Here is a 20,410-nt window from a genome sequence, read left to right on the forward strand (position 1 = left end):
GCATTCCTGTACGGCGGGTCAGGAAATTCCTGCTGCAGTCCATTGCGGCATGCGCCTTGCATTTTCTAAGCTTCGATTTCCAGCAAGGAGCATGAACATGGCCGAGGCGCGCAATATCCGGGTCGCAAATATTCGGGTGAATGGGGACCGTCTGTGGGACAGCCTGATGGAAATGGCCAAGATCGGCGCCACGCCCAAGGGCGGCTGCGCGCGTCTTGCTCTGACCGATCTGGACAAGCAGGGCCGCGATCTCTTCGTGCAGTGGTGCAGGGATGCCGGCTGCACGGTCAGCATCGACCGCATGGGCAACATCTTCGCCCGCCGGCCCGGCAGGAATAACGACCTGCCGCCGGTGGTGACCGGCAGCCATCTGGATACGCAGCCCACCGGCGGCAAGTTCGATGGCGTTTACGGCGTGTTGGCCGGACTGGAAGTGATCCGCACCCTCAACGACCATAAATTCGAAACCGAGGCGCCGGTCGAGGTCTCGGTCTGGACCAACGAGGAAGGCTCGCGTTTCGCGCCGGCCATGGTGGCGTCCGGCGTGTTTGCCGGCGTGTTCACCGAAGAGTATGGCCTCAGCCGCGAAGACATGGACGGCAAGACCATCGGTGACGAGCTGAAGCGCATCGGCTATTTCGGCGATTTGCCGGTGGGCGGCCGCAAGTTCAAGGCCTTCTTTGAGGCACATATCGAACAGGGGCCGATCCTGGAAGCCGAGAGCAAGACCATCGGCGTCGTGCAGGGTATCCAGGGCATGCGCTGGTTCGAGGTGACGGTCACCGGCACCGAAAGCCATGCCGGCACCACGCCGATGCCGCGCCGCAAGGATGCCATGCTGGGCTGTGCGCGGATCGTCGAGCGCGTGCACAAGATCGCACTGGATCACGCGCCGGCCGTCACCACGGTGGGCCTGGTCAGGGTGATGCCGAATTCGCGCAACACCATCCCGGGCAATGTGTTCTTCAGCGTCGACCTGCGCCATCCCTTCGATGATCAGCTCGCCATCATGACCGAGGAGTTGCATGCTGCATGCGCCGAGATCTGCGGCGCGCTCGGGCTGCAGGTCGAATGCAAGGAAATCTGGCATTCGCCGGCCACGCATTACGACAAGGACTGCGTCGCCGCCGTGCGCAAGGCGGCGGAAGAAAGCGGCTATGCCTGGCGCGACATCACCTCGGGTGCCGGTCACGATGCCGGCTATATCAGCCGCGTGGCGCCGACCGGGATGGTCTTCGTGCCCTGTGCCGACGGCATCAGCCATAACGAGGTGGAAACCGCCACGCCGCAGGACCTGGCGGCCGGCTGCAACGTGCTGCTGCGGGCGATGCTGGAACATGCCGCCTGAGGGCGCTATGTCTCTGGCCTAGGGTTTACCAAAGGGAGCGAAACAATGGATTTCGGCATCAGGGGCCGCAACGCACTGGTCTGCGCGGCCAGCAAGGGCCTGGGTTTCGGCAGCGCGCTGGCGCTGGCGAAAGAGGGCGTCAATGTCACCATCACCGCGCGCGGCGTCGAGACGCTGGAAGCGGCGGCCAAGAAAATCCGCGAGGCGGCGCCGGGCGTGACCGTGAAGACGGTGGCCGGCGACATCACGACTGTTGAAGGCCGCGAACAGGCGCTGAGCGTGGCCGGCGAGATCGACATCCTGGTCAACAATGCCGGCGGGCCGCCGCCGGGCGATTTCCGCGACTGGGAGCGCGAGCACTGGATCAAGGCGCTGGATGCCAACATGATCACGCCGATCCTGCTGGCCAAGGCGGTGGTGGACAAGATGGCGGCGCGCAAGTTCGGCCGCATCGTCAACATCACCTCCAGCTCGGTGAAGGCGCCGATCCCGGTGCTCGGCCTGTCGAACGGCGCGCGCTCGGGCCTGCACGGTTTCATCGCCGGGCTGTCCCGGCAGGTGGCCAAGGACGGCATCACCATCAACAACCTGCTGCCCGGCCGCTTCCTGACCGACCGGCTCAAAGTCACCATGAACAAGGGCGGCACGCTGCAGGGCGAGGCACTGGAGGCCGAAATCGCCAAACAGGCGACCACCGTGCCGGCCGGCCGCTTCGGCACCGCCGAGGAATTCGGCCAGGTCTGCGCTTTCCTCTGCTCGACCCAGGCCGCCTACATGACCGGCCAGAACGTGCTGCTCGACGGCGGCAACTATCCCGGCAGTTTCTGACACGGAGCAACAACGCTCGTCATGCCCGGGCTTGACCCGGGCATCTCAGCCAGAATGACGAGAGGTCCTCGGGTCAGGGCCGAGGACGACGGGCTGTATGAAGAGGGCGGGCAACCGCCCTTTCTTTTTTGCTCTTGCGACAACTAGACCAGTCTATATAATCCAGCCATGACCAAAACCGCAGCCCTGCCGGCACGCAAGCCGGCGACCACGCGCGAACGCTTCGTGTCGATGACGGCGCGACTGATGTCGCGGCGCGGCTATGCCGGTGTCGGGCTGAACGAGATCGTCGAGAAAAGCGGCGCGCCGAAAGGCTCGCTCTACCACTTTTTTCCCAGGGGCAAGGAGCAGCTTGCCGCCGCCGCGGTCGACTGGGCGGCGGAGTGTTTTCTCGCCACGCTGGGCGAAGCCATCGCCAAATCCGGTTCGGCCGCCGCTGCCGTCGGTGCGCTGGCGGCGCAGATTGCCGTCTGGATGGAGCAGTCCGGCTATAAGGACGGCTCGCCGCTCACCATCGTTGCCGTCGAAACCGGTGCCTTCAGCGAGCCGCTGCGGCTGGCCTGCCAGCGCGGCTACCAGGCCTGGGCCGATGCGCTGGCTGACCAGCTGCGCCGCGACGGCAAGCCGGCCAGGGAGGCGAGCGACCTGGCGCTCTGGGCCGTCGCCTCGCTGGAGGGTGCCATCGTGCTGGCGCGCACCCAGCATTCCGCCGAGCCGCTGCGCCGCATCGGCAAACTGCTGCAGAGGGCCCTGAAATGACCGACGCCGTTCCGAAAACCCAGCTCACCCGCCAGATGATGGAACAGGCCATCGCCATCAGTCCGTTCACCAACTGGGTCGGCACCAGGCTGCATGACTTCGATGCCGGCCGCGTGCGCATCTCGGCCAGGATCCGCCCGGAGATGACGCAGCATCACGGTTTCGCCCATGGCGCCATCGTCGGCTACATGGCCGACACGGTCTGTGCCTGGGCAGCCGCTTCCGTGGTCGGCGATGTGGTGACCTCGGAATACAAGCTCAACCTGCTGGCGCCGGCGGTGGGCGAGGAACTGACCGCCATCGGCACCGTGATCAAGGCCGGCGGGCGCCAGGTGGTGACGCGCGCCGATGTCTTCGCGGTGAAAGACGGCGTGGAGAAGATCGTCGCCACCGCGCTGGCGACAATCGCGAGAGTGTAGCGTCCAAAATCGTCATGCCCGGGCTTGACCCGGGCATCTCAGCCAGAACTGCGTGAGGTCCTCGGCCAAGAAACGTTCTTGGGCCCGAGGACGACGTTTTTTTGTTATGCCGCCGCCTTGTCCTTCTCGCTCACCGGATGGGCGGCGCGGAAGCCGACCTGCAGGCGGTTCCAGGTGTTGATCGCCCCGATCAGCAGGGTGAGCTGCACCTGTTCGGCATCCGAGAACTGCGCCTTCACCAGTGCGTAATCGGCATCCGGCGCGCCGGTCTGCGCCACCAGCGTCAGCGCCTCGGTCCAGGCCAGGGCGGCGCGTTCGCGCTCGCTGTACAGCGAGCTTTCGCGCCAGGCATTCAGCATGTACAGCCGCATCTCGCTGTCGCCATGCTTGCGGGCGTCGGTCGTATGCATGTGGATGCAGAAGGCGCAGCCGTTGATCTGCGAAGCGCGCAGCTTCACCAGATGACGCAGGCTCTCTTCCAGGCCGCTCTGGTTGAAGCTGGCTTCCAGCGCCATCATCGCCTTGATGCCTTCGGGCGCCAGTTTGTGGGGATTGGTCAGTCGGGGTTGCATGGGTCTCTCCTGGGGGGTGGTGCGTCCGTCTTACGCTGCATAGACGGACCATCGGCCTGGCCTGTGACAGGGGACCGCGGAAAAATCCGAACCCGTCCGAAAGGACTGGCTTTCCCTCGGGTTAAGGTTTCGCGACGGGTCGCTGCCGCGCCCTCGGGGCTGTTGTGGACGGCCCGGCACGGCGTTACACTCCATCGCTTTCCAGTGCCAACGAGGCCTGTTTTATGAGCTGGGAAGCCGAGATCGCCGAACTGCGGCGACGCGAAGAGATGGCCCGCCAGATGGGCGGGGCCGACAAGATCAAGCGCCAGCATGACGGTGGCAAGCTGACGGTGCGCGAGCGCATCGACCGCCTGCTCGATCCCGGTTCCTTCCACGAGGTCGGCGCCATCGCCGGCCGCGCGCGCTACGGCGCCGATGGCAGTCTGGAAGACTTCAGCCCGACCAATTTCGTCTTCGGCCGCGGCCGTATCGACAACCGGCCCATGGTGGTCGGCGGCGACGATTTCACCGTGCGCGGCGGTGCCGCCGATGCGGCGATCTGGCAGAAGCAGGTGCATGCCGAACAGATGGCGCGCGAGCTGCGCATCCCGATGGTGCGTCTGGTCGACGGCACTGGCGGCGGCGGCTCGGTCAAGTCGCTGGAGATGGAAGGCCGCACGTATGTGCCGCTGATGCCGGGCTGGGAGCATGTGGTCGCCAATCTTTCCACCGTGCCGGTGGTGGCGCTGGCGCTCGGTTCGGTGGCCGGCCTGGGTGCCGCCCGCACCGTCAGCAGCCATTTCTCGGTGATGGTTGAGGGCATCTCGCAGATGTTCATCGCCGGGCCGCCGGTGGTGGCGCGCACCGGCGTGGAGATGACCAAGGAGGAACTCGGCGGCAGCGAAATCCATGAACGCGCCGGCGCCATCGACCTGGCCGTGGCCAGCGAGGAGGAGGCCTTTGCCGCCGCGCGGCGTTTCCTGTCCTACCTGCCGCCTTCGGTCTACGACCTGCCGGCCCGCATCGCGCCGCAGGACGATCCGAACCGCCGCGAGGAGAAGCTGCTCTCCATCGTGCCGCGCGACCGCCGCCGCGTCTACAAGACGCGCGAGATCGTCGACATGACCGTGGATGCCGGCAGCTTCCTGGAGATGGGCCGGCTCTATGGCCGCTCGGTGATCACCGGCCTGGCGCGGCTGGATGGCTGGCCGGTCGCCATTCTCGCCAGCGATCCCTATCATTACGGCGGCGGCTGGACCGCCGACGCGTCGCACAAGATCACGCGGTTCGTCGATCTGGCCGAGACCTTCCATCTGCCGGTGGTGCATTTCGTCGATATCCCGGGTTTCCTGATCGGCCCCGAAGCCGAGCAGACCGGCACCATCCGCCATGGCGCCCGCGCGCTCACCGCTGTCTACCAGGCCACCGTGCCCTGGTGCTCGATCATCATGCGCAAGGCCTTCGGTGTTGCCGGGGCAGGGCATAGCAATCACACGCGGCTGCGCTATCGTTATGCTTGGCCCTCGGGCGACTGGGGCAGCCTGCCGCTGGAAGGCGGCATCGAGGCCGCCTACCGCGCCGATCTCGACAAGGCCGACGACCGCGCCGCGCTGCTGAAAGACATCGAGGAACGGCTGAACCGCGTACGCTCGCCGTTCCGCACGGCGGAAGCCTTCCTGGTCGAGGAACTGATCGACCCGCGCGACACCCGGCCGCTGCTGTGTGAATTCGCCAATCTTGCTGCCCCGCTGCGTCAGGCGGGTCCACCTAGCTTTGGGTACAGACCATGAGTGACATTCCGAACATCCCGAATGAAAAGAAGCCGGCGCCGAAGCCGATTGTCCTCACTTCGCATCCCAGCACCACGACGGCCGGCAAGCCGCTGCCGATCGAATGGGGCGCCGCCGATCCGCGCCAGCGCGGGCCGGTCGTTGCCACGCTGAAGAATCCTGGCGGCAAGAATGCCATCGGCACGCATTCGGGCGCCTATTCGCTCTATCGCGCGCTCGCCATAGCCGCCGGCCAGCTCAAGGCCGAGCACAGACCGGACCTGACCAACACCGCGCCGGCCGAACCGCTGGGCCCGTTTCCGCAATGGGCCGATCCGGAAAAGATCGTCTCGCTCGATCCCTGGGGCCATATCACCAGCCAGGTGTTCGCCGAGCAGATCAAGGCCGGCTGGGATATCCGGCCCACCATTGCCGTGACCAAGGCGCATATAAACATGCCCGAACTGCACCAGGCGATGCAGGCCGGGCGGCTCAAGCCCGATGGCAACATCCTCGCCGCCAACGGCGACGTGAAGGTGACCAAGGTGGCGGTCGAGCCGGTCTGGTGGCTGCCCGGCGTCGCCCGGCGTTTCAACATCAGCGAGACCGAACTGCGCCGCGGCCTGTTCGAGCAGACCGGCGGCATGTTCCCGGAGCTGGTGACGCGCGGCGACCTCAAGGTCTTCCTGCCGCCGATCGGTGGCATGACCGTCTACCTGTTCGGCGATGTGTCGAAGCTGGGCAAGCCGCAGACCCGGATCGCCTGCCGTATCCATGACGAATGCAACGGCTCGGATGTGTTCGGCTCCGATATCTGCACCTGCAGGCCCTATCTCGCGCACGGAATCGAAGTCTGCATCGAAGAGGCGCAGCAGGGTGGCGTCGGCGTCATCGTCTATAACCGCAAGGAAGGCCGCGCGCTCGGCGAGGTGACCAAGTTCCTGGTCTACAACGCGCGCAAGCGGCAGGAGATGGGCGACCGCGCCGAGACCTATTTCCAGCGCACCGAATGCGTCGCCGGCGTGCAGGACATGCGGTTCCAGGAGCTGATGCCCGATATCCTGCACTGGCTCGGCGTCAGCCGCATCGACCGGCTGGTCTCGATGAGCAATATGAAATTCGAGCCCATCGTCGCCAGCGGCATCCAGGTGGTCGAGCGCGTGCCGATCCCCGACGAGCTGATCCCCGCCGATGCCAGGGTGGAGATGGACGCCAAGAAGGCGGCCGGCTATTTCACCGACAAGGTGCCGGATGAGGACGAATTGAAGAAGGCCAAGGGCCGTGGTCTTGAGGAATAATGGGGTATCGAGGAGTGAGTATCCGTGGGTAATCTGAACGATCCGGCCCAGGCCGTTGCCTGGCTGCGTACCACAGGGGCGGTGCGCGAGCGCTGCCATGCGCTGTTTTCGCTGGCCGAGCGCGATGCGCTGCCGAATTTCACCCTGCATCTCGATGCCATGCCGGCGGCGGCCGATTACGTGGCGCAGGTGATCCGCGAGAATTATCCCACCCTGCAGATTCCCTATCACGCGCGCTGGCGGCATTTCGCCGCCAACGGCGTCGACCGCTGGGGCCAGCTTGCCGCCACGCTGAAAGGCGTGGACGCCGACGAGATCGCTCGCATCCGCTTCGACCTCTGCGTGGTCAGCGTGCTGCTGGATGCCGGCGCTGGGCCGCAGTGGAAGTACAATGAAGAGGGCCGGCCGGTCGCGCGCTCCGAGGGCCTGGCGGTGGCCAGCCTGCATGCCTTCCGTGCCGGGCTGTTCGCCGGCGACAAGGCGCATCCGCTGCGCGCCGATGCCCATGGCCTGATCTCGCTGGCACCCAATGCCATCGCCCATGCCTTCCAGGTTTCCGACACCAATCCGCTGGTCGGTGTCGAAGGCAGGGCGGCGCTGATGCGCAATCTCGGCCAGGCCTTGAAGGCACGGCCTGATCTCTTCGGCAAAGAGGCCCGTATCGGCGGGCTGTACGATTACCTGAAGGCCCATGCCGTGAAGGACGGCAAGCTGCCGGCCACGGCGATCCTGGCCGCCGTGCTGGAAGGGCTCGGCCCGATCTGGCCCTCGCGCATGACGCTGGACGGCCAGAATCTCGGCGATGTCTGGCGCCATCGCGGCCTGATGAGCGGCGATCTCACCTCCGGGCTGGTGCCGTTCCACAAGCTGTCGCAGTGGCTGACCTACTCGCTGGTGGAAATCTTCGAGGAGGCCGGCATCGCGGTCACCGGGCTGGACGACCTGACCGGCCTGCCGGAATATCGCAATGGCGGCCTGTTCCTCGATCTCGGCGTACTCAGCGTGCGGCATGAGGCGCTGCTGAAATTCCCCATCCCGGTGGAAGACGAGGCCGTGGTGGAATGGCGCGCGCTGACCCTGGCATTGCTCGACCGTATCGCCGATCCGGTGCGCGCCCGCCTGGGCAAGACCGCGGCCGAGATGCCGCTGGCGCGGATACTGGAGGGCGGCACCTGGGCTGCCGGCCGCAAGATCGCCAAAGAGAAGCGCGCCGATGGCGGCCCGCCGCTGACGGTCGCCAGCGACGGCACGGTTTTCTGATTTTATCCCGGGGGAGTCATCGATGAACGCGTTTCCCAATGCCACCGTGGTCAACCACCCGCTGGTGCAGCACAAGCTGACCCTGCTGCGCCGCAAGGAGGTCTCGACCGCCGAATTCCGTCGCCTGGTGCGCGAACTCAGCCTGCTGCTCTGCTACGAGGTGACCCGCGACCTGCCGCTGGAGAAGGTGAGCATCGAGACGCCGCTGGAAGAAATGCAGGCGCCGCTGCTGGCCGGCAAGAAGCTGTGCTTCGTCTCGATCCTGCGTGCCGGCAACGGCATCCTGGACGGCATGCTCGACCTGGTGCCCTCGGCCCGCGTCGGCCATGTCGGCCTGTACCGCGATCCTGAGACCCTGGTGCCGGTGGAATATTACCTCAAGCTGCCCGACGACGTGCGCGAGCGCCTGGTCATCGTGGTCGATCCGATGCTGGCGACCGGCCATTCCGCCGCCGCCGCCGTCGCCCGGCTGAAGGAAGCCGGCGCCACCCAGATCAAGTTCGTCTGCCTGCTGACGGTGCCGGAAGGCCTGCAGGTGATGCAGGAGGCGCATCCCGATGTGATGGTCTATACCTGCTCGGTCGACCGCCAGCTCGACGATCACGGCTATATCCGCCCCGGCCTGGGCGATGCCGGCGACCGCATCTACGGCACCAAATAGCACGGCCTTTCGTATCGGCCGTCACAGCACCGCTGCACGGGATCAGGCATAGTCGGCGCAATCCGACAACCTGAGGTGCCGCGTCATGGCTGCCATCCTGCTTCGTCGCGCTCTGCGCGTCACAATGACTCTGACTGTTGCCGCTGCCGCCGGTCTGGCCGCCGCTGCCTGGGCCGGCAATGCCCGCGCGGCCTCCGAACCCGCACTGGCGGTCACGCCGATCGCCGTGGTCGCCCCGGTGCCCCGGGTGGTCGGCCAGGAAAGCCGGCGCGGGCTGCCGATCGTGCTTGGCAACCGTCTCGCCAGCGGCCCCGGTTCGGGCGTGAAATTCACCCTGGACGACCGCACCACCGTCATCATCGGCCCCAACAGCGTCATCACGGTGGATGAATTCGCCGCCGACCGCGTGGTGCTGCGGCTCGAACGCGGCAGTTTTCACCTCGATTCCGCCAATCCGGGCAACGTTTATGTCGTGCTGCCGGGCGGCACCGTGACGGTGAAGGCCGCCACCGTGGCCGGCCGCATCCTGCCCGACAGCACCGAGATCGCCATGCTGAGCGTCGGCCGCGTCGAGGTTGCCGGCCTGGCGGGTCCGCCGGTGAAGCTGGACAAGATCGGCGACTACACCCGGCTGACCGGCCTGAATGCGCCCAGCCAGCCGGCGCCGCTGTCGCCGCAGCGCCTGCAGGATTTCATCGGCCTGATGGGCCAGATCGCCCTGCGCTGAGCGCGCCAGACTCGCGCGCCGGAGTCGCCGCGGCGGCCGGCGGCCCCCCCGGCGCGCGGCGCGGCCGGGCCGCCCCGCCCCCCCCCCGACCCCAAAATTTTAAGCCGCCGGCAGCGCCGACGACACCGCTTTCACAACAGCACCGGGATGCAGAAAAGCCGCAATTCATGCGGCTTTTCTCGTGCTGCTCTGTCGCCGCGACGCAGCGCGGCTGTGACACGTAAAGCACGGCGCCGGCAAAAAAATTTCCCCCCGGGGCAATTTCCTATTGCAATGGGGGGGAGATGTTGTAAATACCGCTTCAACGACGCACCCGCACGTGCCGATGGCCCCTGGCAGGTTATGCAACGACGAACGCGTCCTTTTTGGTCGCACAGCGCTTGAGCTGTGCCGGTTCAAAGCCGGTCCGAGAGGGAGGTTTCGATGCTTGCAGCCAATGGTGGCCGCACCAATACCCGTCTGCGACGCAGCTCGCAAAAGCGTATTGAGCAGGGTCAGATTACCCAAAAGATGCAGAAGTTCCTCGCCGAGGCGAAGGACACCGAGCCGTTCCTCGTCGTCGACGTGGACGTGATCGAACAGAATTACCGCGAACTGCGCCGCCTGCTGCCGCTGGCCAAGGTCTACTACGCGATCAAGGCCAATCCGGCGCCGGAAATCCTGCGCCGCCTGCGCGCCCTGGGCTCGAATTTCGACACCGCCTCGGCGAACGAAATCGAGCAGTGCATGTCGCAGGGCGTGACGCCCGACCGCATCTCGTTCGGCAACACCATCAAGAAGAAGCGCGACATCGCCTGGGCCTACGAGCGCGGCGTGCGGCTCTATGCCTTCGACTCGCTCTGCGAGCTGCAGAAGCTGGCCGAACTGGCGCCGGGCTCGCAGGTGTTCTGCCGCGTGCTGATGGAATGCGAAGGCGCCGAATGGCCGCTGTCGAAGAAATTCGGCTGCGCCCCGCGCATGGCCGCCGACCTGCTGGTCAAGGCGCGTGAGCTGGGTCTCGACCCCTATGGCATCTCCTTCCATGTCGGCTCGCAGCAGACCGACCTGAACCAGTGGGACAAGGCTGTCGCCCAGGTCGCGCAGATGTTCACCATCCTGCAGCAGGCCGATGTCGACCTGCGCATGGTCAATCTCGGCGGCGGCTTCCCGGCGAAGTATCGCACCGATATCCCGATGCTGGAGGCCTATGCCCAGGCCATCAGCGATGCGATGACCAACCATTTCGGCAACAACATCCCCGAAATGATCATCGAGCCGGGCCGCGGTCTGGTCGGCGATGCCGGCGTGATCCAGGCGGAAGTCGTGCTGATTTCCGAGAAGGATTACGACGACGACCGTCGCTGGGTCTATCTCGATATCGGCAAGTTCTCCGGCCTGGCCGAGACCATGGACGAGGCGATCAAGTACCGCATCGTGACGCCGCGCGACGGCGGGCCGACCGGCCCGGTATCACTCGCCGGCCCGAGCTGCGACAGCGCCGACATCCTGTATGAGAAGGCCGAATACCAGATGCCGCTGGCGCTGGAAGTCGGCGACAAGATTCAGATCCTGTCCACCGGGGCCTATACGACGACCTATTCGTCGGTCGGCTTCAACGGCTTTCCGCCGCTGAAGAGCTACTGCATCTAAGCAAGCGTTTCGACGGTTCCGCGTGGGTTCGAAAGGGCCGGCCGCATCAGCGGCCGGCCTTTTTTCGTGGGTTTTGCTACCTGCATATGCATAACGCTGGGGTAATGCCCAACTGCTGCTTATCTAAAGGTCGATCCCGCCTGTGAAATCGCCGATTTCCTGTTGCGGCGAGGCGCGGCCTGTGTGCACACTTTCGCGCTCGAAAAACGCGTAAAACGATAAGAATCGGCTTAACAGGTCGGGAGCTCGGTGGGATGCAGCGGTTGCAGTGCCGTTGGACGGCAGGCCCGCCCGCTTCGTGCGGGAGCCTGCGGGCAGGGGGAAAGCGGTGACACAGCCGCCATTCGGTGAAGACAGATTCATGGCCGCGCTGGCGCGCCATCGCGATGCGGTGGACGAAAGCCCGGAAGCCGTTGCCACCGAAAACCACCTGCTGCATGCCGCGCTGGACACCATGGGCGAGGGTTTCGCCGTCTGGGATGCCGGTCCCAACCTGGTGGAGATCAACCGCCGCCTGCCCGAACTGTTCGGCCTGCCCGAGCATCTGCTGCGTGTCGGCATGCCGGCGCAGGAATTCCTCGGCCTGCTGGTATCGCGCGGCGTGCTGACCATCCGCGCCGAGGAAGCCTCGGCCTGGATCAATGCCTATATCGATGCCTCGACCCGCGCCGACCGCAAGCAGGAAGTGCGGCTGACCGACGGCACCTGGCTGAATTTCGACTGGCGCCGCCTGCCGTCCAGCAATGGCAGCATCGGCTATGTCTCGGTCTTCACCGATATCACCGTGCGCAAACGGGCGCAGATTCGCCTGCGCCAGGCCGAGGCCAAATACCGCCAGATTTTCGACAACGTGCATGAAGGCATCGTGCAGGTGACGCCGGAAGGCCGCGTGCTGGCGATCAACCGCGCCGGTGCCGCCATTTTCGGTTTCTCTTCGCCTGAAGAGATGCTGGCCACCGTGACCCGAGCCGGCGAGCAGCTTTATGTGAATCCCGAGCGCCGCAAGGAACTGATCAAGCATCTGGAGCGCCACGGCCTGGCGCGCGACTTCCGTTCCGAAATGCGCCGCCGCGACGGCAGTCCGGTCTGGGTCTCGAAGACATTGCGCCGCGTCACCGATGAATCCGGCAGCCTGGTGATGATCGAGGGCATGTTCCGCGATGTCAGCCTGCAGCGCCGCAACGAACAGCAGCTCATGCTGGCCAAGGAACAGGCCGAGGAGGCCAACCGCGCCAAGTCCGACTTCCTGGCCAATATGAGCCATGAACTGCGCACGCCGCTGAATGCCATTCTCGGCTTCAGCCAGGTGCTGCTCGACGAGATGATGGGCCCGCTCGGCAATGCCAAGTATCGCGAATACTGCCGCGACATCGTGCAGAGCGGCGAGCATCTGCTGGCCCTGATCAACGACATCCTCGACATGGCCAAGGTCGAATCCGGCAAGATGACGCTGGACGAGGAATGGATCGACCTGAACGAAAGCCTGGAGGCCGCGCTGCTGCTGGTGCGCGAGCGCGCCGCCACCAACCGCATCACCATCACCAGGCGGCTGCCCGATCCGTCGCCGGCGCTGTGGGGCGACATGCGCCGCCTGCGCCAGGTCTGGATCAACCTGATCAGCAATGCGGTGAAATTCACGCCGCAGGGCGGCAGCGTCGAAATCCGCTGCACGCTGCAGCCCGATGGCAGCCTGGAAGTCGCCGTGACCGATACCGGCATCGGCATCGCCGAAGAGGATATCGAGCGGGTGCAGCAGCCGTTCAGCCAGGTGGCCAATGCGCTGTCGCGCAGCCATGAGGGCACCGGGCTGGGCCTGTCGCTGTCGCGCAGCCTGGTCGATCTGCATGGCGGCGAATTGTATATCGAGAGCAAGCTGGGCGAGGGCACCATGGTCAGCGTCACGCTGCCGCCGGAACGCCACCGCCCGGGACCGCTGGCCGGACTGCTAGCGGGGGCGCAGAACCAGTTTACCGACGGCGTTGCGGTCAGCCAGCCGGCGCAGGGCGGCGGCAGCTTCATCAAGCCGATAGATGGCCCCGATCAGCGGACGTCGCCCCTCGCTGCCGACTAGCCAGTCGCGCAGACCGGTTTTCAGCGCCCTGGCGGCCAGCGGATCGCGGCGGGCCTGCTCGCCGGCCCGCACGCCGATCAGCTCGGCTTCCTTCAGCAGCAGGCGGTTGGCGGGCGGGCGCGGGATGCCGCCGCCGGCAAAGCCGACCACCAGCCAGCGACCGCCCGGCTTCAGCGCGCGCCAGGCCGTACTGAACATCTCGCCGCCGACCGGATCGAACACGACCTCCGCCTGCAGACCCTGTTCCCAGCCGGCGATGGCGGGATCGAGGGCGACCGTGGCGCCGGCCGCCAGCGCGGCCTCGCGTTTCTCCGCTGATGATGCCACGGCGACAACCCGCGCGCCGGCCTGCGCGCCGAGCGCCACCGCCGCCAGCCCGGTGCCGCCGCCGGCGCCGAGCACCAGAAGCGTCTCACCGCGCAGCAGCCGCCCGCGCCAGAGCAGCGCCACCCAGGCGGTCGCGGCCGCCACCGGAAAGGCGGCGGCCTCGTCCCAGCTCCAGTCCGCCGGCTTGGGCAGCAGGGTCGCTGCTGGCGCCACCATCTCTTCGGCATAGGCGCCGGTACCGCGCAGCAGCACGGCATCACCGGCCTGCCAGTTCCGGACATCGCCGGCCAGTTCGGTGATCTCGCCGGCGGCCTCGAAGCCCGGCACGAAGGGCAGCGGCGGCCTGTGCTGGTAGTCGCCGGCCACCTGCAGCAGGTCGGGGAAATTGACGCCGGTAGCGTGCACGGCGATGCGCACCTCGCCGGGCTGCAGCGCCCGGCGCGGCAGCTCGGCCGGCTCCAGCACGTCGGGCGGGCCGAGGCGGCGGCACAGCATGGCGCGGTAGGTGGCGCTCATGGAGCGGCGGGCTTCGGATGGATGGTGCGCCAGGCCAGCGCCAGCGTCACCAGCAGGATCACGCCGCCGATCCAGTAGGCGATGTTGATGCCGATATGGCCGAACAGCCAGCCGCCCCAGGCCGGACCCAGCGTGCGGCCGAGCGCGCCGAGCGACTGCATGCTGCCCATGGCGGCGCCCTGGCGCATCGGATCGGCGTTGCGCGAGACCATGCTGCTGATGCTGGGATTGACGGTGGCGACGCCGGACGCGGTCAGCAGGATCGAGAGCGCGATCATCGCGGTATCGGTGACCAGATGCGCCATGGCGCAGCCGGCCGCCAGGCTGAGCATCCCGTATGTCAGCAGCCGCGCCTCGCCGAAGCGGCGCGTCAGCGGTCCGATCAGGATGCCCTGCACGGTCAGCACGATGGTGCCGATGAAGGTGAAAGCCAGCCCGACCTCGTAGGCATGCCAGTCGAGCCGGGCGGCGACGAACAGCGGGAACAGCGTCTCGATCTGCGAGAAGACGAAGTTGATCGCGAAGCTGACCAGGAGCAGCACCACCACGGTGCGGCCGAGCAGCGGCAGTTCGGCCAGCGGATTGCTCCACAGCTGCACGCGCAGGCCCGGCTGTGGCGGATGCGTCTCGCGCACCTTGAGGATGGCGAACAGCAGCGCCAGGCTGGAGGTGCCGGCCGCCGCCAGGATCGGCAGCTGGTAATGCGGGTGTTCCGGATCGGGGCCGATGAGCAGGCCGCCGATCACCGGCCCCAGGATCATGCCGATGCCGAAGGCACCGCCAATCAGGCCCATGCCGCGGGCGCGCTGCTCCGGCGGCGTGCTGTCGGCGATGATCGCCTGGGCCACGCCGACCTTGGAGCCGCCGATGCCGGTGACGATGCGGGCGAGAAAGATGGTCAGCAGGCTGTCGGCGAAGGCGAGGCTGAAATAGCCGATGATGCTCAGCAGCATGCAACCGAGGAAAACCGGTCGCCGGCCCAGCCGGTCGGACAGGCTGCCCATCAGCGGCGCGGCGAGGAACTGGGCCACGGAAAACACCACCGAGAGCAGCGCCACCGTGAAGGGCGAGGCGCCGTAATGGATCGCGTAAAATGGCAATAATGGCAGGATCAGGCCGAAGCCGATCAGGTCCACCACCACGGTCAGCAGCAGAACCGGCACCATCAGGCGCTACCTGGGGCGAAACCTGTGTGACAAGGCGGTTTAGGCCGGCGTCCGGCATTGCTCCGCAGGGCCGGGTCCGTTACTTTCCGCGCGATTTTCGGGCCGCTTTTCAAAGGGCGAGACATGAAGGTTAAGGGCGTAGCCTACCGCACAATCTGGGTCAACTCCGATGGCTGGTCGGTCGGCATCATCGACCAGACCCGGCTGCCGCATGCCTTCGTCACCACCAGTCTGTCAACCTGGGAAGAGGCCGCCCATGCGATCAAGGCGATGGTGGTGCGCGGCGCGCCGCTGATTGGCGCCACCGGCGCCTATGGCCTGGCGCTGGCGATGCGCGCCGACCCGTCGGATGCCATGCTCGACCAGGCCTATGCCGTCATCAACGCGACGCGGCCGACCGCGATCAACCTGAAATGGGCGCTGGATCGCGTGCGCAACGCGCTGCACAACCAGCCAACGGAACAGCGCGCCGCGACAGCCTACAAGGTCGCCGCCGAGATCGCCGACGACGATGCCGCCACCTGTTCGGCGATCGGCGACCATGGCCTGAAGATCATCGAAGACCTCTACGAGAAGGCCGGTCGCAAACGCAGTATCAACATTCTCACCCACTGCAATGCCGGCTGGCTGGCCACGGTGGACTGGGGCACCGCCATCGCGCCAATCTACAAGGCGCATGACAAGGGCATTCCGGTACATGTCTGGGTCGACGAGACGCGCCCGCGCAACCAGGGCGCCTCGCTCACCGCCTGGGAGCTGAACAGCCACGGTGTGCCGCATACCGTGATCGTCGACAATGCCGGCGGCCACCTGATGCAGCATGGCCAGGTCGACATGTGTATCGTCGGCACCGATCGCACCACGCGCGAAGGCGATGTCTGCAACAAGATCGGCACCTACCTCAAGGCGCTGGCCGCCCATGACAACGGCGTGCCCTTCTATGTGGCGCTGCCGCATTCCACCATCGACTGGACGACCCGCGACGGCGTCAAGGAAATCCCCATCGAGGAACGCGCCCAGGAAGAGGTCACCGTGATGAGCGGCCGCACCGCATCCGGCGAGGTGGTGCCGGTGACCATCACGCCGGAAGGCAGCAGGGCGGCGAATTTCGGCTTCGACGTCACCCCGTCGCGCCTCGTCACCGGCCTGGTCACCGAACGTGGCGTCTGCGCCGCGAGTGAGTCCGGCCTCACCAAGCTCTATCCCGAATTCGCCTGATTACCGTTAGGATTGCCCCATGAAAAATCTCTGGTCCGACCGCGACGCCAAGGCCGCCATCGCGCATTACGCGAAACAGGGCGTGAATAAGGATCTGGCTTTGCGCACCTATACCACGCGCCTGCTCGGCGGCGTGCCGGACCTGGTGCAGCATGGCGGCGGCAATACCTCGGTGAAGACGCAGATGCCCGACCCGCTCGGCCGGCCGGTGGATGTGCTCTGCGTCAAGGGTTCGGGCTGGGACATGGCGGTGATCGAGCCGCCGGGGCTGCCGGCGGTGAAGCTCAAGCCGCTGCAGGAGCTGATCGCGCTTAAAAATCTGACCGACGAGGACATGGTCAACATCCAGCGCTGCAACCTGCTCGACAGCACATCGCCGAATCCCTCGGTCGAGACGCTGTTCCACGCCTTCCTGCCGCACAAGTTTATCGACCATACCCATGCCTCGGCCGTGCTGGCGATCACCGACCAGCCCGACGGCGATGCGATCTGCCGCAAGCTCTATGGCAACCGCGTCGCACTGGTGGATTACGAGATGCCGGGCTTCGGCCTCGCCAAGAAGGCCGCCGCGGCTTTCAATGCCAATCCGGAGTGCCAGGGTCTGATCCTGCTCAAGCATGGCATCTTCACCTTCGCCGAGACGGCGAAGGACGCCTATGACCTGATGATCGAATTCGTCTCGAAGGCCGAGCGCCATCTGGCGAAGGGGAAGAAGACCGTCTTCGCGCCGGGCAGGGCGCTGCCGAAGACGGTCGCGGCGGCGGAAGACGTGCTGCCGATCCTGCGCGGCCTGCTCAGCATTCCGCAGGATGCCGATGGCGCCGTCACGCGCTGGGTGTTCAACCTGCGCGACAGCGCCGAGATCCAGGCCTTCGCGCGCGGCAAGGATGTGATGCGCTACAGCCAGGCCGGCACGGTGACGCCCGACCACGTGATCCGCACCAAACCCTGGCCGCTGGTGTTGCCCGCACCGGAAGCCGGCAAGCTCGATGCCTTTACCGCCGCCGCGCAGAAGGCCGTCGAGACCTATATCAAGAAATACAAAGCCTATTTCGAGCGCCACAATGCCAAAGCCAAGCCGCAGAAGATCATGCTCGATCCGATGCCGCGCGCGCTGCTGATTCCCGGCCTCGGCCTGGTCGGCGTCGGCAAGACGCGCAAGGATGCGGTGATCGCCGGCGATGTCGCCGAGATGGCGGTCAGCATCATCACCAAAGCCGAGGCCATCGGCCGCTTCACCAGCATCCGGGAACGCGACATTTTCGATGTCGAATACTGGTCGCTGGAGCAGGCCAAACTGGGCAAGGGGGCCGAGAAGCCGCTGGCGCGCCAGGTCGTGGTGGTCACCGGCGGGGCCGGGGCCATCGGCGCCGCCACCGCGAAAGCCTTCGCCGCCGAGGGCGCCGAAGTGGCGGTGTTCGATCTCGATGGCGAGAAGGCGGCGGCCGTGGCGAAAAAACTTGGCGGCATCGGGATCAGTTGCGATGTCACGAAGCCGGCCGCCGTGCAGGCGGCGTTTGCGAAAGTCGTGCAGCATTTCGGCGGCGTCGATATCGTCGTCTCCAATGCCGGCAATGCCTGGGGTGGCAGGATCGGCGAGGTCTCCGACGCGCTGCTGCGCCAGAGTTTCGAGCTGAATTTCTTCAGCCACCAGTCGGTGGCGCAGACTGCCGTGAAGATCATGCTGCAGCAGAAGACCGGCGGCTGCCTGCTGTTCAATGCCTCGAAACAGGCGGTTAATCCCGGCCCCGATTTCGGGCCATACGGTCTGCCCAAGGCGGCGACGCTGTTCCTGTCGCGGCAATATGCGCTGGATTACGGCGCGCAGGGCATCCGCTCATCTGCCGTGAATGCCGATCGCATCCGTTCCGGCCTGCTCACCGATGAGATGGTGGCCAAACGGTCGAAGGCGCGCGGCGTCAGCGAGAAGGATTACATGTCGGGCAATCTTCTGGCGCGCGAGGTGAAGGCGGCCGATGTGGCGCAGGCCTTCGTGCAGCTGGCGCTGGCGGCCAAGACCACGGCGGCGGTTGCCACGGTGGATGGCGGCAATATCGCGGCGGCCTTGCGGTGAGCGCCGGCCGCACGGCACCGCGCTGGCTCAAGCCGGCCACCGAATACGGACCGCTCGGGCTGTTCTTCATCGTCTATACCGCCGAGGGCCTGCTGCCGGCCACGGCGGTGCTGCTGGCGGCGACGGCGGTGGGCCTGCTGCTGTCGCTGGTTTTCCTGCGCCGCCTGCCGATGATGCCGCTGGTCACCGCGCTGGTGGTCGGCATCTTCGGCGGCCTGACGCTGTGGCTGCAGGACGAGACCTTCATCAAGCTGAAGCCGACCATCGTCAATGCGATCTTCGCCGTGATCCTGCTCGGCGGCTATGCCATCAACCGGCACCCGCTGCAGTATGTGCTGGGCACATCGCTGCAGATGACGGAGAACGGCTGGCGCAAGCTGACCCTGCGGCTCGGCCTGTTCTTCGCCGCCATGGCGGGCCTGAACGAGATCGTCTGGCGCACCCAGAGCACGGATGTCTGGGTCGCCTTCAAGGTCTTCGGCCTGATCGGGCTGACCGTGGCCTTCATGCTGGCGCAGACGCCGCTGATCATCCGTCACCGGCCCAGAGAAGACTGAGTGCGCGAAGACTGAGCCTCAATCCCCTTTGCCGTCATCCTCGGGCTTGACCCGAGGATCTCATGCCGTCGAGATGCCTCAGACCTCGAGTTTCGCCAGCACCTGGCCTTCCTTGACGCTGTCGCCTTCGGCCACGCTGATCGCGGCCAGCCGGCCCGCTTTCGGCGCCTCGACCGGAATCTCCATCTTCATCGATTCCAGGATCATCACGACCTCGCCGGCGGCCAGGCTGGCGCCGACGGCGGCCTCCAGCTTCCAGACCTTGCCGGTGACGTCGGCCTTGATGTCGAATACGGGCATGCATCCTCCTTGTCTTAACCACGTTTCTACCTTGGCCCTGCTCGCCGCGTCAGCCTAAAATGCAGCCCATGAGGATCGAGTCGATGCGCTGCCGTAACGTCATAGCCCTGATTCTGGCCGCCGGCCTGCTGGCCGGCTGCGAGGCCTGGCAGCGCACGCAGATGGAACTCGGCATGTATCCGGTCGATCCGCCGCGTCCCGAAACGCCGATGCCGCCGCCGGGCAGCGTGTCGCAGGCCAACTGGGCGGCGCAGCGCGCCACGTCCGGCAGCGCCAGCCAGCAGGGCAACACCGCGCCGGTCAATTACCAGGACCCGGAGAAGCTCGCCGCCGAGGCCGAGGCGGCGCGGATGCAGGCCGACAGGCTGGCCGCGGCGAAGGCACCGGCGCCGGGCAGCAAGCCGGCCGCACCGATGCCGCGCGCGGCCGCGAACCGTCCGGCTGCCGGGACATCCTCATCCTCGGCCGCAGTGCCGCCCGGAGCTGCGCCGATGGTGGTCGCCGGCGCGCCGGGCCTGCCGGCCGGTTACAAACCGTCGCCCGCCGCGGCCGACGATCCCAAACTGGCGATGGAGCAGCAGAAGATGGCCGCCGCCACCGGTGCGGTGCCGGAACCGCCGGCCATGGCCGGCAGCATGAAGAACATGGCCGGCGCCGAAATCACCGGCTGGCGCGCGCATCTCGCCTCGCATCGCACGGAATCGGCGGCGATCAACGAATGGCAGGAGCTGCTGCGCGGCAACCAGGCGCTCTACGGCCAGTTCGATCCGCAGGTCGAATGGGTCGATACGCCCAGCCGCGGGTCGTTTGCGCGGCTCGTGCTGGTCGGCTTTGCCGAGCGCAAGGATGCCGATGCCGCCTGCGCGAAAATCCGCTCCTCGACGCGCTACTGCGCATCCGTGAAGGACTAGGCCAGACCATCGGCCAGA

The 20,410-nt window shown here is 66.4% G+C and carries 18 protein-coding genes and 1 pseudogene; 15 read left to right on the forward strand and 4 right to left on the reverse strand.

Going from position 1 to position 20,410, the window contains the following annotated elements; all coding sequences use genetic code 11:
* Positions 1 to 97: 97 nt before the first annotated feature.
* From OJJ21_RS03490 to OJJ21_RS03505, 4 genes are all read left to right on the forward strand, one after another.
* Entirely contained in the window at positions 98 to 1,348 is a 1,251-nt protein-coding gene (locus OJJ21_RS03490) for a Zn-dependent hydrolase (RefSeq protein WP_297683194.1), read from the forward strand.
* A 45-nt stretch (positions 1,349 to 1,393) separates the two neighbouring features.
* Positions 1,394 to 2,176 (forward strand): SDR family oxidoreductase, encoded by a 783-nt coding sequence (locus tag OJJ21_RS03495; RefSeq protein ID WP_297683195.1) that lies wholly within the window; start codon positions 1,394 to 1,396, stop codon positions 2,174 to 2,176.
* Positions 2,177 to 2,344: 168 nt separating this feature from the next.
* Positions 2,345 to 2,935, forward strand: a complete 591-nt coding sequence (locus tag OJJ21_RS03500) for a TetR/AcrR family transcriptional regulator (RefSeq protein ID WP_297683197.1) — start codon at positions 2,345 to 2,347, stop codon at positions 2,933 to 2,935.
* A complete protein-coding gene (locus OJJ21_RS03505) occupies positions 2,932 to 3,354 on the forward strand; it encodes a PaaI family thioesterase (protein ID WP_297683199.1) in 423 nt (140 codons plus the stop codon). The genes OJJ21_RS03500 and OJJ21_RS03505 overlap by 4 nt, the downstream gene beginning before the upstream one ends.
* A gap of 104 nt (positions 3,355 to 3,458) precedes the next feature.
* On the opposite strand, the gene OJJ21_RS03510 is transcribed toward OJJ21_RS03505, so the two are convergent.
* Positions 3,459 to 3,926, reverse strand: coding sequence for a carboxymuconolactone decarboxylase family protein (locus OJJ21_RS03510; protein ID WP_297683201.1), 468 nt, complete (start codon positions 3,924 to 3,926; stop codon positions 3,459 to 3,461).
* A gap of 224 nt (positions 3,927 to 4,150) precedes the next feature.
* Here OJJ21_RS03510 and OJJ21_RS03515 point away from each other — a divergent pair, with 224 nt between their 5' ends.
* The 7 genes and pseudogenes from OJJ21_RS03515 to OJJ21_RS03545 all read left to right on the forward strand — a co-directional run.
* Positions 4,151 to 5,698, forward strand: coding sequence for a carboxyl transferase domain-containing protein (locus OJJ21_RS03515; RefSeq protein ID WP_297683203.1), 1,548 nt, complete (start codon positions 4,151 to 4,153; stop codon positions 5,696 to 5,698).
* Complete coding sequence (locus OJJ21_RS03520; protein ID WP_297683205.1) at positions 5,695 to 6,975, forward strand: GTP cyclohydrolase II; 1,281 nt, start codon at positions 5,695 to 5,697, stop codon at positions 6,973 to 6,975. The genes OJJ21_RS03515 and OJJ21_RS03520 overlap by 4 nt, the downstream gene beginning before the upstream one ends.
* 24 nt (positions 6,976 to 6,999) lie before the next feature.
* Positions 7,000 to 8,235, forward strand: coding sequence for a URC4/urg3 family protein (locus tag OJJ21_RS03525; RefSeq protein ID WP_297683207.1), 1,236 nt, complete (start codon positions 7,000 to 7,002; stop codon positions 8,233 to 8,235).
* A gap of 22 nt (positions 8,236 to 8,257) precedes the next feature.
* On the forward strand, positions 8,258 to 8,896 hold the full coding sequence (upp, locus tag OJJ21_RS03530) for a uracil phosphoribosyltransferase (RefSeq protein ID WP_297683209.1): 639 nt from the start codon (positions 8,258 to 8,260) through the stop codon (positions 8,894 to 8,896).
* 85 nt (positions 8,897 to 8,981) lie between these two features.
* Positions 8,982 to 9,623 carry a FecR domain-containing protein gene (locus OJJ21_RS03535; protein WP_297683211.1) on the forward strand — a complete coding sequence of 214 codons (642 nt, stop codon included), beginning with the start codon at positions 8,982 to 8,984 and terminating at the stop codon, positions 9,621 to 9,623.
* Positions 9,624 to 10,121: 498 nt separating this feature from the next.
* The gene (locus tag OJJ21_RS03540) at positions 10,122 to 11,252 is read left to right on the forward strand and encodes a type III PLP-dependent enzyme (protein WP_297683294.1); all 1,131 of its coding nucleotides are present in this window, start codon (positions 10,122 to 10,124) and stop codon (positions 11,250 to 11,252) included.
* Between the two features lie 361 nt (positions 11,253 to 11,613).
* Positions 11,614 to 13,155, forward strand: a pseudogene (locus tag OJJ21_RS03545) (ATP-binding protein); the annotation flags it as partial.
* 42 nt (positions 13,156 to 13,197) lie between these two features.
* Here the strand turns inward: OJJ21_RS03545 and OJJ21_RS03550 are convergent.
* Positions 13,198 to 14,166, reverse strand: a complete 969-nt coding sequence (locus OJJ21_RS03550) for a zinc-binding dehydrogenase (protein WP_297683213.1) — start codon at positions 14,164 to 14,166, stop codon at positions 13,198 to 13,200.
* Positions 14,163 to 15,332: an MFS transporter gene (locus OJJ21_RS03555; protein WP_297683215.1), complete on the reverse strand. Its 1,170-nt coding sequence runs from the start codon at positions 15,330 to 15,332 to the stop codon at positions 14,163 to 14,165. The genes OJJ21_RS03550 and OJJ21_RS03555 overlap by 4 nt, the downstream gene beginning before the upstream one ends.
* Positions 15,333 to 15,455: 123 nt before the next feature.
* On the opposite strand from OJJ21_RS03555, the gene mtnA reads away from it, so the two are divergent.
* Genes mtnA through OJJ21_RS03570 form a run of 3 tightly spaced genes read left to right on the forward strand, consistent with a single transcriptional unit; the run spans position 15,456 to position 19,181 of the window.
* Complete coding sequence (mtnA, locus tag OJJ21_RS03560; RefSeq protein ID WP_297683217.1) at positions 15,456 to 16,550, forward strand: S-methyl-5-thioribose-1-phosphate isomerase; 1,095 nt, start codon at positions 15,456 to 15,458, stop codon at positions 16,548 to 16,550.
* Between the two features lie 19 nt (positions 16,551 to 16,569).
* Entirely contained in the window at positions 16,570 to 18,624 is a 2,055-nt protein-coding gene (locus tag OJJ21_RS03565; RefSeq protein WP_297683219.1) for a bifunctional aldolase/short-chain dehydrogenase, read from the forward strand.
* Positions 18,621 to 19,181: a septation protein A gene (locus OJJ21_RS03570; RefSeq protein ID WP_297683221.1), complete on the forward strand. Its 561-nt coding sequence runs from the start codon at positions 18,621 to 18,623 to the stop codon at positions 19,179 to 19,181. Before OJJ21_RS03565 ends, OJJ21_RS03570 begins: the two co-directional genes overlap by 4 nt.
* Positions 19,182 to 19,259: 78 nt before the next feature.
* Here the strand turns inward: OJJ21_RS03570 and OJJ21_RS03575 are convergent, their stop codons facing one another.
* Positions 19,260 to 19,481 (reverse strand): acetyl-CoA carboxylase biotin carboxyl carrier protein subunit, encoded by a 222-nt coding sequence (locus OJJ21_RS03575; protein WP_297683223.1) that lies wholly within the window; start codon positions 19,479 to 19,481, stop codon positions 19,260 to 19,262.
* 83 nt (positions 19,482 to 19,564) lie between these two features.
* Here OJJ21_RS03575 and OJJ21_RS03580 point away from each other — a divergent pair, with 83 nt between their 5' ends.
* A complete protein-coding gene (locus OJJ21_RS03580; protein WP_297683225.1) occupies positions 19,565 to 20,392 on the forward strand; it encodes an SPOR domain-containing protein in 828 nt (275 codons plus the stop codon).
* The last annotated feature ends 18 nt before the right edge of the window (positions 20,393 to 20,410 follow it).

It is taken from the genome of Ferrovibrio sp. (assembly GCF_025869515.1).
Lineage (GTDB): Bacteria > Pseudomonadota > Alphaproteobacteria > Ferrovibrionales > Ferrovibrionaceae > Ferrovibrio.

Excerpts from the sequence above, each read along its gene's own strand:
- OJJ21_RS03575 (WP_297683223.1), bottom strand. The coding sequence starts at position 19,481 with ATGCCCGTATTCGACATCAAGGCCGACGTCACCGGCAAGGTCTGGAAG.
- OJJ21_RS03500 (WP_297683197.1), top strand. The coding sequence starts at position 2,345 with ATGACCAAAACCGCAGCCCTGCCGGCACGCAAGCCGGCGACCACGCGC.
- OJJ21_RS03505 (WP_297683199.1), top strand. The coding sequence starts at position 2,932 with ATGACCGACGCCGTTCCGAAAACCCAGCTCACCCGCCAGATGATGGAA.
- OJJ21_RS03490 (WP_297683194.1), top strand. The coding sequence starts at position 98 with ATGGCCGAGGCGCGCAATATCCGGGTCGCAAATATTCGGGTGAATGGG.
- OJJ21_RS03565 (WP_297683219.1), top strand. The coding sequence starts at position 16,570 with ATGAAAAATCTCTGGTCCGACCGCGACGCCAAGGCCGCCATCGCGCAT.
- OJJ21_RS03515 (WP_297683203.1), top strand. The coding sequence starts at position 4,151 with ATGAGCTGGGAAGCCGAGATCGCCGAACTGCGGCGACGCGAAGAGATG.
- upp (WP_297683209.1), top strand. The coding sequence starts at position 8,258 with ATGAACGCGTTTCCCAATGCCACCGTGGTCAACCACCCGCTGGTGCAG.
- OJJ21_RS03550 (WP_297683213.1), bottom strand. The coding sequence starts at position 14,166 with ATGAGCGCCACCTACCGCGCCATGCTGTGCCGCCGCCTCGGCCCGCCC.
- mtnA (WP_297683217.1), top strand. The coding sequence starts at position 15,456 with ATGAAGGTTAAGGGCGTAGCCTACCGCACAATCTGGGTCAACTCCGAT.
- OJJ21_RS03535 (WP_297683211.1), top strand. The coding sequence starts at position 8,982 with ATGGCTGCCATCCTGCTTCGTCGCGCTCTGCGCGTCACAATGACTCTG.
- OJJ21_RS03555 (WP_297683215.1), bottom strand. The coding sequence starts at position 15,332 with ATGGTGCCGGTTCTGCTGCTGACCGTGGTGGTGGACCTGATCGGCTTC.
- OJJ21_RS03520 (WP_297683205.1), top strand. The coding sequence starts at position 5,695 with ATGAGTGACATTCCGAACATCCCGAATGAAAAGAAGCCGGCGCCGAAG.
- OJJ21_RS03580 (WP_297683225.1), top strand. The coding sequence starts at position 19,565 with ATGCGCTGCCGTAACGTCATAGCCCTGATTCTGGCCGCCGGCCTGCTG.
- OJJ21_RS03495 (WP_297683195.1), top strand. The coding sequence starts at position 1,394 with ATGGATTTCGGCATCAGGGGCCGCAACGCACTGGTCTGCGCGGCCAGC.
- OJJ21_RS03510 (WP_297683201.1), bottom strand. The coding sequence starts at position 3,926 with ATGCAACCCCGACTGACCAATCCCCACAAACTGGCGCCCGAAGGCATC.